The organism is Cellulomonas cellasea (assembly GCF_030372105.1).
GTDB classification, from domain to species: Bacteria; Actinomycetota; Actinomycetes; order Actinomycetales; family Cellulomonadaceae; genus Cellulomonas_A; species Cellulomonas_A cellasea_A.
Genome location: NZ_JAUDBQ010000005.1, coordinates 177,000 through 190,768, shown reverse-complemented (window position 1 = coordinate 190,768; position 13,769 = coordinate 177,000). Strand labels below are relative to the sequence as shown.

Sequence of the window (13,769 nt, the reverse complement as noted above, 5' to 3'; positions counted from 1 at the left end):
GGGTTCGCGGAAGCCCGTCGGGGCGTCCCGGCAGGCTCAGACTGTGCGGAGCACGAGGAGGAACTGCCCACCGCCGGGTTCGACGGCGGCGGTCACGCGAAGGTCGGGGGCGAACCGCGAGAGCCGGTCCACGAGCCAGGCGGCGGCCTTCTCACCGTCCGCCTTGGTGGGGCAGCGGGCCACGACCTCGCGCCCACCCTTGCGGGTCAGCCGCTCGACGGTCGACACGATCGGCGCCGGCTCCACGACGAACAGCGACGGCGACCAGGCCACAACGGGCTTGACCGCGCCCTTGCGCGTGTTGCAGGCCCGATGCGCGAGCCGCTCGGAGCCCGGCGCCGCCTTCTTGCCCTTGGGCGTCGCGCCGCCGTCGATGCTCGGGCCGCGGTCGGAGTTGACGGACGCGTCGGGGTCGACCGGCTCGTCGCACAGCCAGCATCGCCAGGCGTCTCGCGTGCCGACCTCGTCCAGGGTGCTCACAGCACCTCGACGCGGTCGGCCTGCGGCCCCCGGTCACCCTGGCGGACGTCGTACCGAACTCGATCGCCCTCCTCCAGCGCCTCGGAGCCTCGGACGACCGACACATGCACGAACAGGTCCTCTCCCCCGGCATCGGGGGTGATGAAGCCGAAACCGCGATCCGCGTCGTAGCGCGCGACCACGCCCTCGCCGCCGCGCACAGGCGCACCAGAGGCCGCCTGGCGCCCCGATCGGCCGGGCGGCGGGCCCGCGGGCGCACCCTGAGGCGCAGAGCCGCGCACGAGCTGCACGTCGCGGGCCTGCGGGCCCCGCTCGCTCGCGACGACGTCGTACGTCACCCGGTCGCCCTCGTACAGCTCGGCGAGCCCACCGGCCAGCGCACGGTAGTGGACGAAGACGTCCGCGCCGCCGGAATCGGGAGCAACGAAGCCATAGCCCTTCTCCAGGTCGTACCAGGACACCGTGCCATCCGCGCCGTCGGACCCGCCGGCCTGCGCGGCGGCATCGGCCCCGAGCGGCAGCAGGTGGTCGGCCTGCGGCCCCTTCTCGCCCTCGACGACCATGAACGCGACCCGCTGGCCCTCCGAGACGACACCGCCGCCCACGATGGCCGAGCTGTGCAGGAAGATCTCCGCGCCGCCGCCGTCGGGCGTGATGAAGCCGTACCCCTTGGCCGGCTCGTACCAGGTGACGGTGCCGAGCACGCCGACCGGCGCGTCAGCGGCCTGGTCGCCCGTGACGCGGACCCGGCGCGCCTGCGGGCCGCGGTCCCCCTCGCCCACCTCGAACTCGACCGCCTGCCCCTCGCGGAGCGCCTTCAGCCCGTCCTGGCCGACGATCTCGGACGCATGCACGAACAGGTCGTCGGCCTCGTCCTCGAGGGCGATGAAGCCGAACCCCCGGTCGGTGTCGAACCAGCGGACAGTCCCCTGCGGCACGTGTGACTCCTCCTCGAAAAACTACGTTGACCTCTCCAGTGTGACTGACGAAATCACCAGACCTCGCCCACCGGGCGGCCGTTCAACGCCCCGCGCGACCCGCGACGACCTGACCTGCGCCCCCGGGAGGTCGCCCCGCCGGAGGAGGCGAGGGCGCTACGCGGACGTCTCCGTGACTTCGCCGACGGTCGGCTGCGGCGCATCGGGCACGCCGTCGTCGTTCATGTCGGCCCGCCGCGCCTTGCGGCTGTCCCAACGCAGCAGGACGGCGGCCGCCACCGCGGAGATCGTGGTGCCGGCCAGCACGGCGATCTTGGCCCCCGCCGCAGTGGCCCCGTCCGTGAACGACAACTCGGCGATCAGCAGCGACACGGTGAAGCCGATGCCGGCGAGGACTCCAACGGGGACCAGGTCGCGCACACCGATCCCCTCGGGCAGGCGAAGTCGCGACCACCTGGTCACCAGCACCACCGAGCCCAAGATCCCCGTGATCTTGCCGACGACCAGGCCGAGCACCACGGCAGGGACCACCGCCTGGGCTAGCGGGGAAGTAGACCCGTCGCCGCCCACCAGCGTGACTCCAGCCGAGAAGAACGCGAACAGCGGCAGGGCGGCGATGGCAGACCACGGGCGGACGGCCTGCTCGTAGCGGTGCGCCCGGTCATCCAGTTCTCCGTTCACCGGACGCGCTGGCACGCTCAGCCCGAGGAGGACGCCGGCGATGGTGGCATGCACGCCCGAGGCGTGCATGAATCCCCAAGCGATCACGGCGAGCGGCGCCAACAGCCAGGGGTGCGCATAGGGCGACCGCGCCAGCGCGGCGAAAGCCGCCACGGCGACCACGGCGAGCGCCAGCATCCCGACAGACACGGTGTCGGTGTAGAACACCGCGATCACCAGGATCGCCAGGAGGTCGTCGACCACAGCGAGCGTGAGCAGGAACGTCCTGATCGCCACCGGCAGGCCGCGCCCGAAGATCGCGAGGACCGCCAGGGCGAAGGCGATGTCAGTGGCCGTCGGGATGGCCCACCCGGAACGTGCCGCCGGGTCGCCCGCGACCGCCAGCACACCGACGTAGATCGCCGCCGGCGCCAGCATGCCCCCGACCGCCGCGACGACGGGAACGGCAGCCCGACGCGGATCCCTCAGCGAGCCGACGACGATCTCGCGCTTCAGCTCGAGTCCGACGGTGAGGAAGAACACCGCCAGCAGCCCGTCCGCCGCCCAATGCGCCAGGTCGAGGTCGAGGTGCAGGGACCTGGGCCCCACGACGAGGTGCGAGAGAGTCTCGTAGGCAGAGCGCCACGGCGAGTTCGCCCACACCAACGCCACCACGGCGGCGCCGATGAGGAGGGCCCCACCGGTGGTCTCGCGCGACGCCCAGCGTCGCAGCGAGGACTGGGCAGGCGGATGAGTGCGCTGATGGGCCATGGGCGCTCCTGGGTGCGACGTCTAGCTCCGCCGCGGGGTCGCAGACGAAGACGCCGACCAGACTTCCCGGCACACCAGCCCGGAACTCTACGGCACAGGGCGACAGCGGCCCGGTGACGCGCCGGCGTACGCCCAGCGGCTCACGATTCGGTGCTGCCTGCCGATGACGCCGGGACGGACTCCGCCGTCACGCTCGCAGAGGCCTCACTCATGGCGGGCTCGCGCTCGGCCGCTCCCGGCCGATACCAGTCGGTCAGCGCGGGGTCCTCGGTGTCGAGCCAGGCGCCTGCCCCCTCGTCCGGCGCCGTCGCGACGACCCCGAGGACGAAATCGTCCCCGTGCTCCTCGATCCCGGCCCGCACCCCTTGGTCCAGGGCCTCGCGCGCGTACCGCCGCCGGATGGTCAACGGGTCGCGGGCCAGGTCCTTGGCCCACGCGAGCATGACGAGGATGACCACGATGGCGAAGGGCAGAGCCGACACGATCATGAGGCTCTGCAGGCCTGAGAGGGCGACCTGGCCGCCGCCGACGAGGAGCACCGCCGCGATCGACGCCAGTGCGACGCCCCACACGACGATGGTCCAGCGACGGGGAGTCGGGTTGCCCTGCTCTGACAGGCTCGCCATGACGATGGACGCCGAGTCGGCGCTGGTGACGAAGAAGATCACGATGGAGACCATCGCGAGCACAGACGTCACGGCCCCGAACGGGAGCTCGTTCAGCACCGTGAACAACATGTCCTGGCCTGACGCCGCCTCGCTGATCGCCGCCCCGGTCTGCTCGAGCCACATGGTGGTGCCACCGACGATCGTGAACCAGATCAGGCATACGACGCTCGGCACCACGATGACCGTGGTGACGAACTCACGGAGCGTGCGTCCGCGGCTGATCTTCGCGATGAACATCCCGACGAACGGCGTCCACGACACCCACCACGCCCAGTAGTAGGTGGTCCAGGCGCTCATGAACCCCTGGGCATCCGGGGATGTCGCGGCGGACTGCGCCATCAGTGCCGGCAGCTCGCCCACGAAGGTCATGAGCACACCGGGGATGAGGTTCAACAGCAGGACGGTCGGCCCCACCACGAGGACGAAGAGTGCCAGCACTCCAGCGAGGGCCATATTGATGTTCGAGAGCGCGCGGATGCCGCGCTTCAACCCAGAGACCGCGGAGAGGATGAACGCCACGGAGAGCACGGCGATGACGCCCACGATCACGGCGTTGCCGAGCGGGCCGACACCGCCGACGATCTCGATCCCGCGACCGATCTGCAGCGCGCCGATGCCAAGCGAGACGGCAGTTCCGAACAGCGTGACGACGATCGAGAACACGTCGACGACCTTGCCGAGCACGCCGTGGCTTCGCTGCCCGAAGATCGGCTCGAGCAACGCGGACATCAGCGGTGTGCGGCCCTTGCGGTAGGCCGCGTACGCGACGGCCCCGCCGACTAGCGCGTAGTACGCCCACGCGACCGGCCCCCAGTGGAACAACGTCTGCGCGAGCGCGATGTGCATGGCGCCGTCGCTGCCGGGTGTGGTGTCCGCGAACGCCGGCGGCAGGTCGAGGAAGAACGTCATCGGCTCGAGCGGGCCGTAGAACAGCAGCCCGATGCCGATGCCCGCGGAGAACAGCATCGCGACCCACGAGATCGTCGAGAACTCGGGCTTCTCGTCGTCCTGTCCCAGCCGGACGACGCGGTGCCGGCCGAATCCCAGCCACATCATGAACAGGAAGACGACGACCGTCAGGACGCCGAAGAGCCACCCGAAATCCGTGGTGACGAAAACGAACCCGGCAGCTGCGAAGTCCGCCAGCCCATCCGGCGACAGCACACCCCAGGCGATGACCCCGACCACGAAGGCCGCCGCCACCCCGAACACGATCCGGTCCACGCCGAACGACCGATGGGTCTGCTCGACGCCGATGCCTGGCAGCAGTGCGGGATGAGGGCTGCCGACCGTCTCGGGAGAGGTGACCTCCTTCAGAATGCGTGCTGCGCGTGCCCGTTGTGGGACCAGAGAATGGCCGGCCTCGCCTTCGGTCGATCCCGTACGACGGTCGCTCACCATGGGGTGACCCTTCTTTGGCGGTCAAGAAACGGTCAAGGACCATACATGAACGCCTAGGGGAGCGGCGCGTCGACGCGGTGGACGGTCAGGGCAGATCAGCGACCGAGCGCAGCACGACGTCGGCGCCGGCGGCCCGGAGCTCCTCCTCGTCGTCACCGCCCGTGAGCACGCCCACGGCCGTCAGGCCCGCTCCCTTGGCGCCGGCCATGTCGGCGCAGGTGTCGCCGACGAGCCAGACCTCCGGTCCGAGGGCGATGCCCAGCCTCTGGCCCGCGGCCGCGGGCAGTTCCGCACGGCTCGCCCGCCAGTCCCCGAAGCCCCCGTCCCGGTGAAAGGAGAACCCGCGATCCAGGCCCAGACCGGTGAGCTTGAGCCGCGCCACGCCGTGCACGTTGCCCGTCACGAGGCCCAGTGGCGTCCCGCGCGACCGGAGCGCGTCGAGGACGTGCGCCGCTCCGGGGACCGGTTGTCCGACGAGGGCGGTCCCGTCCGCGAGCGCGTCCGCGTAGGTCGCGACGTAGCGCTCGACGAGGGCATCGAGCGGCACCCGGCCCTCGGCCTGAGCACGGTCCCGGAGCAGGCGCAGCACCTGGGAGTCGATCCATCCGGTGACGTCCTGGTCGTCGAGGTGAGGGCGCTCCCCCACCATCTGGATGTCCGCCCGCAGACGCAGCACATCCCACGCCGTCGCGACGAGCGCGGCCAGGTGAGCACTCGACCCGACGGCCAGGGTCCCGTCGATGTCGAACAGCACGGCCCGCGGGCGCTCCTCACGCACGTCGGAGCACGATCTCGTCACTGGGAAGCTCGGCCAGCTCCGCGAAGTCGTCGCGCAGGCTCTCGTACGTCGAGACAGCCGCCCAGAAGTCGCGCGAGAGGGCGTCCAGCCAGCCCGGGTCGGGCGCCCAGTCGGGGAGGTCCCGGCCGATGACGCCGCCGAGCCGGCACCGTTCCTGCAGCAGCTCCATCGCGTCCGTGAGCCGGCGCAGGGCGCCCAGGTCGTCCGACGTGGAGCGGGCGCCCAGCATCACGGGCGCCCACATCGCGGTGCCGTCATGCAGCCGCCGCCTCCCGTTCGCGGCCGTGCGGAACAGCATCTGCACGTACGCGGGCTCGGTGCACAGCGCGCGCAGGACCTCGTCGTGGCTGGCGGCGCCGATCCCGCGCCACGAGCCCGTCGTCTGGTCGAAGGTCGGCTCCAGACCGTGCCGGAGCAAGCGGGCGCGCGCCGCCGCCACGTCGTCGCTGCCGGCCGGGATAGCCAGAGCTTGCAGGTCGGCTCCGACCAGGGGCGCCAGCAACGACCTGCCAGCGTCGTTCACCACCTGCGCGAGGCTGCGGTAGGCCACGCTCGAGACGAGCCGCAGCTGCGCGGCCGACCGCTCCTTGAGCCACTGCTCCACCAGCAGGCTGACCGCGACGAACGTGACGACAGTGGTCACGGTGCTGGCCGTCATGGGGTGCGCGGCGTACCAGTCCGCCCCGGGTGGGACGAAGTCCGCGAGCGTGAGCAGCGCGAGGAGCCCGACACCGCCGGACAGCGCCCCCAGGAGCCGCCGCCGGGCGCGCCGATCCGAGTCGCGCATCGCTCAGCGCTGCTTAGCCGACGCGGCGAGCACACCGCGGTCATCGGAGGTGAAAGCGCAGGTCGTCACGGAGAGGGAGGCTACCTCGCGCGCGCGGCCGAGCGGCTTCTGAGCTGGTCGAACAGCGAAATGTCCGCACCGCTGCTGTCCACGTTCAGCAACGCGCCGCTCCACCGAAGCCCTCTTCGACTGTGTCCGCTATGGGCGCGTCAGGGGGGACGCCGACTTCCCGGGAGATCTGCGCGGACGCCGAACCGACAGACCGAGGGCGACACCGACGAGCACGCCCGCGACGGCGCCCAGGACGATAGTGGTCGTCAGCGACGGCACAGCGTGTCCCCGGGCGAGGCTGACCGTTGCCTCGGTGCCACCCCCGTCCGACGCGCGCAGCCGGACGTCGAGCTCCGCCCCATCGCGGGAGGCGCTCACCAGATCTGCCGCTCCGCGCTCCGCCACCCGGTCGACGGTCCAGCCCTCCGCCTCCAGCTCGGCCATCACGTCAGCCCCGGAATGCGCGCCGTCGGACTCGGCGTCCCACATGACCCTCCCGCGATCGAGCGATGGCGCCCACTTGCCGGTGATCACCAGAGGCCTCGTCGGACCGAGCCCCTCGAGGTCGACCTCCCGCGGCGAGCAGTTCCTCGTCGCTGAGCTGCACCACATACCAGTGGAGCGCCGCCCCGCCGAGGGCGCCCGCGACCCCCATCACGAGGGCGAGCAGAACCGTGAGCGCCACGCGCCTCGGGGTGCTCACCTACGGCTCGTCACGCGGGTGTCCGTGGCGGACGCGGTCACTGCGCCTCCAGGATGTCGAGGGCACGTCGGGCGGGCGTGGCCCCGATGCGACGTTGCTCGGAACCTAGGGCCGCACCGTCGAGGCTCGGGGACAAACCGCGTGACTTTCACTCAGCCGGACCAGAGCCATCCGTGACACGTGCGGCTCGATCCGCGTTGTCGACTTGTTGCGCCACCACGGCGACCGGGCGACGGTGTGGTGATGAGCAGTCGCGTGGTCGTGCTGGGAAGTTGTGGCGCATGGCCCGAGCCGCGCCGGGCCTGCACCGGGTTCCTGTTCGAGCACGAGGGTTTCCGGGTAGTCATCGACCTGGGCTACGACACCCTTGCGCGCTTGTTGGAGCATCTGGGCTCGACGACCGCGCTCGGGCTCGACGCCGTCATCATCACGCACCGACACCCTGACCACATGAACGACCTGCACGGGCTCTTCCGTGCTCGGTGGCTCGGCTGGCCCGCGGCCGAGGCCCCCGCTCTGCCGACCTACGCCGCCGAGGGCGTGCGCGAGCGGGTGCTGGGACTCGAGGAGCACGACACGGGAGCCGTCGACCAGGTCTTCGACTGGCGCCCGCTCCCCGCCCCGGAGTCCCAGGTCGGACCGTTCCGCCTCGAGAGCTGGCTGCTCCCGCACCAGGTGCCGAACGCCGGGGTCCGCCTGACCACCGCCGACGGTCTCGTGGTCGCCTTCACCGGGGACAGCGGCCCCTCCCCTGACCTGGTCGATCTCGGTCGCGACGCGGATCTGTTCATCGTCGATGCCACTGACCGCCCGCTCGGGTCTCCCACGGCGGTGGACCCCGTGCACCTCAGCGCCCGGGAGGCGGGCGAGGTCGCGGAGGTGTGCGGCGCGCGACGGCTGCTGCTGACGCACTTCTGGCCGGACCATGACAGGGCGCTGTCGCTGGCCGCGGCTCAACAGGTGTACGGCGGGGAGGTCCTGCTCGCCGAGGAAGGCGCTGTGATCCCGCTGCGCTGACTCGCTCTCGGTGGTCTCGCGCCGGTGCGCCACTGCCGGGCGGCGCACCGGAAGCGGCGCGCCGGCGCGTTGCTGCACGGCGAGTGGAGTGAGGCGCCGCACGGCCGCCTCGGCCGACCGCCGGGCGCCGAGCGATGTACCGTTTCTTCGCTGTCTGACCGACGAGAGCGTCGGGTTTGGTCTGGCTCCTGTGGGCGCCGATCGGGGCTGGAAACCCCGGACGCCACCCACTGCCGTCGAAGGGCCTCCTGTGCCGACCCCTGCTCCGAACGCGCCCACGCGGCGCTGGTGGATCCTCGCCACCGTCTCGCTGACCCAGCTGCTCGTCGTCCTCGACGGCACCATCGTGAACGTCGCGCTGCCCAGCGCGCAGGCCGACCTCGGCCTGTCGGACACGTCCCGCCAGTGGGTCATCACCGCCTACGCCCTCGCATTCGGCGCGCTGCTACTCCTCGGCGGCCGCATCGCCGACTTCTGGGGCCGACGCCGCACGTTCGTGCTCGGCCTCGTCCTGTTCGGCGCCGGCTCCGCATGGGGTGGCCTGGCGCACTCGGCCGGCGAGCTGCTGATCGCCCGCGGCGCCCAGGGCGTCGCCGCTGCGCTCATGGCGCCCGCCGCGCTGGCGATCATGACCGTGACGTTCCCCTCCGGGCGGGAGCGCAACACGGCGTTCGCGATCTTCGGATCGGTCGCCGGCGCCGGCTCGGCTGTCGGGCTGCTGCTGGGCGGCGTGCTGACCGAGTACCTCAACTGGCGGTGGTGCCTCCTGGTGAACTTGCCGTTCGTCGTGCTCGGCGTCGTCGGCGCGCTCACCCTGCTCACCGAGAGCCGCGCCGAGGGCGACCGGCGCTACGACGTGCTGGGCGCAGTGGCCGTCACCGCCGGGCTCGCCTCGCTCGTCTACGGCCTCACCCTGGCCGAGGAGTCGTGGACGTCCATCGGCACGCTCGGCCTGCTCGCGCTCGGAGTACTGCTACTGGTGCTTTTCGTCGTCGTCGAGGCACGGTCCAGCCACCCGCTGCTGCCGCTGCGCGTTGTGCGGAACCGCGCCCGCGCGGCCGCTTTCTCGCTCCAGGCCCTCACCGGCGCCGTGATGATCGGCGCGATGCTCTACCTGACCTTCCACCTGCAGATCGTGCTGGGGCTGAGCCCGCTGTTCGCGGGCCTGGCCACGCTGCCGATCACCGCGGGCATCATGATCACGGTCCCGTTCGCCACGAGGCTTCTGAACCAGATCGGCCCGCGCCGTCAGTTGATCTTCGGCCCGCTCATCGCCGCGGCGGGCATCGCCTACCTCAGCTTCATCACCGTCGACGGCGGGTACTGGTCGCATGTCTTCCCTGGCGTCTTGGTGATGGGCGTGGGCCTGGGCTTCACCTTCGTCCCGCTGCAGAACCTGTCGCTGCTCGGTGTGGCGCCGCACGACGCGGGCGCGGCCGCCGCCACGGCCAACGCGTCCAACCAGATCGGCGGCTCGATCGGCCTCGCCGTTGTCACCGCCCTGTACGTGGCAGTCGTCGACGGCGCGGGGGACCCGAGCTCGCCCGCCGCCGCGGTCGACGGCTACTCCGCGGTGTTCCTGCTGGCCGCCGGGCTCCTCGTCGGCGCCGCTGTCCTCGCAGCCGCGTTGATCGGAAAGGACACCATGCAGGACGCGGCGCACGCCGACCGGTCCCCGGTCTTGCACCTCGCGTGATCCGGCGCCCCGCTGGCCGGCCCTCCACGGGGCCTGCCAGCGAGGCGGCGCCTCCCGAGCGTCGCGATCGCGCCTAAGCCCAATTCGACGGTGTCCGCTATGGGCACGTCGGGTAGGACGCCGGCTTCCCGGGACCTCCGCGCGGACGCCGAACCGCCAGACCGAGGGTGACACCGGCGAGCGCGCCCGCGACAGCGCCCAGGACGACAGTGACCGTCAGTGACGGCACAGCGTTCCCCCGGGCAAGGGCGACCGTCGCCTCGGCGCCGCCCTCGTCTGAGGCGCGCAGCCAGACGCCGACGTCCACACCGCCCCGAGAAGCGTGCACCCTCCCCATCGCCCCTTGCCCCACGACCCGGTCGACGGTCCAGCCCTCCGCCTCCAGGTCGTCCACCACGTCGACCAAGGAGTCCACGTCACCGGAACTGGCGGACCACTCGGCCGCCCCGCGTGCGAGTGACGGCGCCCACCTGCCAGTGATCACGGGAGTCGTCGTCGGGCTGAGCCCGCCGAGGTCGACCTCGCGCGAGGCGGCGAGCAACTCCTCGTCGCTGGGCTGCACCACGTACCAGTGGAACGCCACACCGCCGAGGGCGCCCGCAGCCCCCAGCACGACGGTGAGCAGGACCGTGAGCGCAACACGCCGCGGGGTGCTCACCTACGGCTCGTCACGCAGGACATCGCGACGGTTGCCACCGTCCAGAACGTCGCGACCGGGCCCTCCGTCGAGGGTGTCGTTCCCTCCTCCGCCCAGGAGTGTGTCGTCACCGGCCTCGCCGTAGAGCACGTCATTGCCCTCGCCCCCTTCAATGTGGTCGTCACCGTCGCCCCGCGCCCCAGCGATGTGCTCGGAACCTAGGGCCGCACCCCGCCCCTGTGGACAACCCGCGCTACTTTCACTCAACCGGACCATCCCCCTGGGCCACGCCGTACTCCGCGGCTCCGGTGTTTGCACCGGCGGAGTGCAGTCCCTGCGGTGGGGATACCGGCGCACCCCTCAGTGCGAACCGTCGCAGCCGCTGTGAGCGTGCTCAGCGGTGCGCGGTGAGCGTGTCGATGAGCTCGGTGGACCGGTCGCTCCCGACGACGTACGTTCGTTCGCCCCCACGGGTGTGAAGGACCACACCCGGCCCCGGGCGCACTAGCACCGCGACGCGACCGCCTCCCAGGTAGCGCAGCCCAAGGCCCCCTGCCCGGATGACGCCGACCCGCTCGACACCGTCGACGGACAAGTCGTCCCAGGGGATGCGCCGATGCCAGATCGGGATCACGAGGCGGAATGTCAGTTCAACACCCTCGGTGGTCACCTCTGTGACCGAGGACATCCCCGCGGCCAACAGGCAGAGGCCGACGACGAAGGCCATGAGGGCGACCAACAGGGCCCGCTCGGAGTCCGACGTCGTGCTTGCCCACTGGGGCAGCAGAGCACTGACCGCGACGACCACGCCGACTCCGACGATGGCCACTCGGGCACCCGCTGAGGCGTGCCGCACTTCACGGAAAGTCATACCGTCTCCAGTCTCTCGGGGGTCGCTGCCGACGCGACGGGGGAAGGTTCGGTGTGGACGACCGCCGTCCCGCCGTCCGGTTCGGGCAGTGGCACAGTTCTCCCGAGGTTCCACCGACGCGCCACGAACGGCCATACGCGCGCACGCCCCAGCAGAACCGCCCCCTGACGAGGCGGTACCTTGGATCCCGTCGGCACCAGGGCGGCCCCACCGCCCCGGCGAACGACACGGGTGTTCTCCCGTGGGTTCCACGAGTCAATCCACTCATCACCCGGGCCTCTGGGTGATGAGTGGATTAACTCTGACCTGCGATACCGCGCATCGCGTGCGACGCTCCCCTCACTTTCCCAGAGCGCGACCGAGCCGTATCGGGAACGTGAACCTCGGGGCACGCAGAACGCGACAGTCGGAGTCGGAGCAGGCGCTCCGCGACGCGCAGAACGCCGAGCACGCCCTGACGGCCGCGCAGGGTCAGGTGCGGCGGGCCGACGCTGCGCTCGACGACGCACCGGCTGATGCGACGTCCGCGGCGCTCGCCCCGCTGCGCGGGGCGCTGGCCTCCGCGCGCAGGGACCGGGACGCGGCCGAGGCCGCGCTCGAGCTCGCCCGCGCCGACCTGCAGGCGGCGACGTCGCTGCGCGACGACGGGGCCCGACGTGCGGTCGACACGATCCGCGGGACGACGGACAACGACGGGCTCCGCGACTCATGGTGGGACAACTGGGGCTCCGCCGTGTTCGGCGCGATCTCTCAGGTCGCCGGCATCGTCGCCGGTGTCACCGGCATCCTCGCGCTCGTCCTGTGCTGGGTCCCCGTCCTCGGCCAGGCGCTGGCTGCCGTGGCCGCGATCGCGACGGCGGTCAAGCTGGTCGCGGACATCGTCCTGCTCGCCAACGGCGAGGGCTCGTGGGGCGACATCGGCTGGGACGCATTCGCGCTCGCGACGTTCGGGGCGGGCCGGGTCCTCGGCGCCGTGGCCCGGTCCGCGGGTACGGGGGCCCAGGGGGTTGCTCGGCTCGACGCAGGTCGCCTCGCGGCGCAGTCCGTCGCGTCCCGCGCGGCACAGGGCCTGCCGACCGGCAGCTCAGCAGCCACGATCACGGACCTCGTCGGCGACGTCGCGGGCGCGCTGTCGCGATTGCAGGCGCGCCCCCTTGCGCAGCAGGCCAGCACGAGCCTGCTGCAGGCGCTGCGGCGCCCCGAGGTATGGGCCACGCTCAAGCCGCAGGCGATCTGGAGCGACGTCGCCGCGGTGCGTTCGCTCGGTACCTCCGCGCAGGGCTGGAGCTCCGCCTTCGGGTCGGGCGCCACCCACCTTGCGTCCGCCTGGCCCGATCCGCGCGCCCTCGTCGGTGCGCTGCAGGCTGACCATGCCCTGACGACGGCCGCTTCGACCCTGCCTGACATCGCGCCGGTCCTCACCCAGGTCGCGCCCACGACGGCCCGTGCACTCGGGGTGGCCAACGCGGCCTACGCGACCTCGGGGGCGACGGTCGGTGTGGGTGCGTACGACCAGACGGTCGGCGTGTCCGCGACGGTCGACTGGATGTCCGGCGGCAACAGCCCGGCGGCTATCGTCAGCCCGTTCGTCGCGATCAGCGAGACATTCGGGTTCGGACCGTCGCCGGCAGAGCAGCTCGGCCTGCGCTGAGCCCCGCCGAGGTGCTGGCGCCGGCAGGCTGAGCGGACCACGAGCAAGAAAGACGGAGCAATGACGCAGCAGATCGTGGGATGGAAGCTCGGGGTGAGCCCGACGTGGGGCGGGTGGCAGCCGGGAGAGGTCCCTGTCGATGCCGACGCGGTCGCCGAGCGGCTCGCCGACGGGCCTGCCGCCCAGGACCGGGTGCGCGCTGCGGTGCAGGCGGTCGACGCGGAGATGCGCGAGGCCAAAGCTGCCTTGCTGCAGCTCGGCGTGTGGGTCCCAGACCGATCCACGGGCGAGGTCTACGGCACGATGGTCCTCGAGCTGCGCGTCGATGCTCCGAGCGCAGCCGACTTCCTCGCCGCGGTGCGCAAGCCGCCGCGCGACCGGAGCGTCAAGGTGTTCCACCACGACAGCGCCGCGGCAGAGGTCGACGCCGGTCCTGCCGTGGTGGTGACGCGCGCCCAGGCCGACCGCAAGACGCGCGTGGTGCTCAACGAGATCGAGTGGACGGTGTTCCCGCCTGGGGCGACCGACGCCGTGCAGATCGTCTTCGGCACGCCGGTCGCGGAGTTCGCCCAGGCGCTCGCGGACGAGAGCGTCGACACGGTCAACCGCCTGACCGTGACGCTGGGCCAGGCGGTATGA

At 71.8% G+C, this 13,769-nt stretch carries 14 protein-coding genes; 4 read left to right on the top strand and 10 right to left on the bottom strand.

Annotated elements, in window-relative coordinates:
• Positions 1–36: 36 nt before the first annotated feature.
• The 7 genes from QUV83_RS07035 to QUV83_RS07005 form a co-directional block, all read right to left on the bottom strand.
• Positions 37–480: a hypothetical protein gene (locus tag QUV83_RS07035; RefSeq protein ID WP_289563477.1), complete on the bottom strand. Its 444-nt coding sequence runs from the start codon at positions 478–480 to the stop codon at positions 37–39.
• On the bottom strand, positions 477–1,418 hold the full coding sequence (locus QUV83_RS07030; protein ID WP_289563476.1) for a cold-shock protein: 942 nt from the start codon (positions 1,416–1,418) through the stop codon (positions 477–479). Before QUV83_RS07030 ends, QUV83_RS07035 begins: the two co-directional genes overlap by 4 nt.
• 156 nt (positions 1,419–1,574) lie before the next feature.
• The gene (nhaA, locus tag QUV83_RS07025) at positions 1,575–2,849 is read right to left on the bottom strand and encodes a Na+/H+ antiporter NhaA (RefSeq protein WP_289563475.1); all 1,275 of its coding nucleotides are present in this window, start codon (positions 2,847–2,849) and stop codon (positions 1,575–1,577) included.
• Between the two features lie 140 nt (positions 2,850–2,989).
• Positions 2,990–4,741 (bottom strand): BCCT family transporter, encoded by a 1,752-nt coding sequence (locus QUV83_RS07020; protein WP_289563474.1) that lies wholly within the window; start codon positions 4,739–4,741, stop codon positions 2,990–2,992.
• A gap of 262 nt (positions 4,742–5,003) precedes the next feature.
• Positions 5,004–5,696 carry an HAD family hydrolase gene (locus tag QUV83_RS07015; RefSeq protein WP_289563473.1) on the bottom strand — a complete coding sequence of 231 codons (693 nt, stop codon included), beginning with the start codon at positions 5,694–5,696 and terminating at the stop codon, positions 5,004–5,006.
• Positions 5,689–6,504: a hypothetical protein gene (locus tag QUV83_RS07010; protein WP_289563472.1), complete on the bottom strand. Its 816-nt coding sequence runs from the start codon at positions 6,502–6,504 to the stop codon at positions 5,689–5,691. The genes QUV83_RS07015 and QUV83_RS07010 overlap by 8 nt, the downstream gene beginning before the upstream one ends.
• Positions 6,505–6,702: 198 nt before the next feature.
• Positions 6,703–7,089 carry a hypothetical protein gene (locus QUV83_RS07005; protein ID WP_289563471.1) on the bottom strand — a complete coding sequence of 129 codons (387 nt, stop codon included), beginning with the start codon at positions 7,087–7,089 and terminating at the stop codon, positions 6,703–6,705.
• A gap of 412 nt (positions 7,090–7,501) precedes the next feature.
• On the opposite strand from QUV83_RS07005, the gene QUV83_RS07000 reads away from it, so the two are divergent.
• Both QUV83_RS07000 and QUV83_RS06995 read left to right on the top strand, forming a co-directional pair.
• Complete coding sequence (locus QUV83_RS07000; protein WP_289563470.1) at positions 7,502–8,275, top strand: MBL fold metallo-hydrolase; 774 nt, start codon at positions 7,502–7,504, stop codon at positions 8,273–8,275.
• A 250-nt stretch (positions 8,276–8,525) separates the two neighbouring features.
• Positions 8,526–9,971 carry an MFS transporter gene (locus QUV83_RS06995; protein ID WP_289563469.1) on the top strand — a complete coding sequence of 482 codons (1,446 nt, stop codon included), beginning with the start codon at positions 8,526–8,528 and terminating at the stop codon, positions 9,969–9,971.
• Between the two features lie 97 nt (positions 9,972–10,068).
• Here the strand turns inward: QUV83_RS06995 and QUV83_RS06990 are convergent, their stop codons facing one another.
• The 3 genes from QUV83_RS06990 to QUV83_RS06985 form a co-directional block, all read right to left on the bottom strand.
• On the bottom strand, positions 10,069–10,629 hold the full coding sequence (locus tag QUV83_RS06990) for a hypothetical protein (RefSeq protein ID WP_289563468.1): 561 nt from the start codon (positions 10,627–10,629) through the stop codon (positions 10,069–10,071).
• Positions 10,630–10,884, bottom strand: coding sequence for a hypothetical protein (locus tag QUV83_RS17660; protein WP_354003928.1), 255 nt, complete (start codon positions 10,882–10,884; stop codon positions 10,630–10,632).
• A gap of 118 nt (positions 10,885–11,002) precedes the next feature.
• On the bottom strand, positions 11,003–11,479 hold the full coding sequence (locus QUV83_RS06985; RefSeq protein WP_289563467.1) for a hypothetical protein: 477 nt from the start codon (positions 11,477–11,479) through the stop codon (positions 11,003–11,005).
• 376 nt (positions 11,480–11,855) lie between these two features.
• Here QUV83_RS06985 and QUV83_RS06980 point away from each other — a divergent pair, with 376 nt between their 5' ends.
• Positions 11,856–13,130, top strand: a complete 1,275-nt coding sequence (locus tag QUV83_RS06980) for a hypothetical protein (protein ID WP_289563466.1) — start codon at positions 11,856–11,858, stop codon at positions 13,128–13,130.
• Between the two features lie 60 nt (positions 13,131–13,190).
• The gene (locus QUV83_RS06975; protein WP_289563465.1) at positions 13,191–13,769 is read left to right on the top strand and encodes a hypothetical protein; all 579 of its coding nucleotides are present in this window, start codon (positions 13,191–13,193) and stop codon (positions 13,767–13,769) included.

Excerpts from the sequence above, each read along its gene's own strand:
- QUV83_RS06975 (WP_289563465.1), top strand. The coding sequence starts at position 13,191 with ATGACGCAGCAGATCGTGGGATGGAAGCTCGGGGTGAGCCCGACGTGG.
- nhaA (WP_289563475.1), bottom strand. The coding sequence starts at position 2,849 with ATGGCCCATCAGCGCACTCATCCGCCTGCCCAGTCCTCGCTGCGACGC.
- QUV83_RS07000 (WP_289563470.1), top strand. The coding sequence starts at position 7,502 with ATGAGCAGTCGCGTGGTCGTGCTGGGAAGTTGTGGCGCATGGCCCGAG.
- QUV83_RS06985 (WP_289563467.1), bottom strand. The coding sequence starts at position 11,479 with ATGACTTTCCGTGAAGTGCGGCACGCCTCAGCGGGTGCCCGAGTGGCC.
- QUV83_RS17660 (WP_354003928.1), bottom strand. The coding sequence starts at position 10,884 with ATGGTCCGGTTGAGTGAAAGTAGCGCGGGTTGTCCACAGGGGCGGGGT.
- QUV83_RS07010 (WP_289563472.1), bottom strand. The coding sequence starts at position 6,504 with ATGCGCGACTCGGATCGGCGCGCCCGGCGGCGGCTCCTGGGGGCGCTG.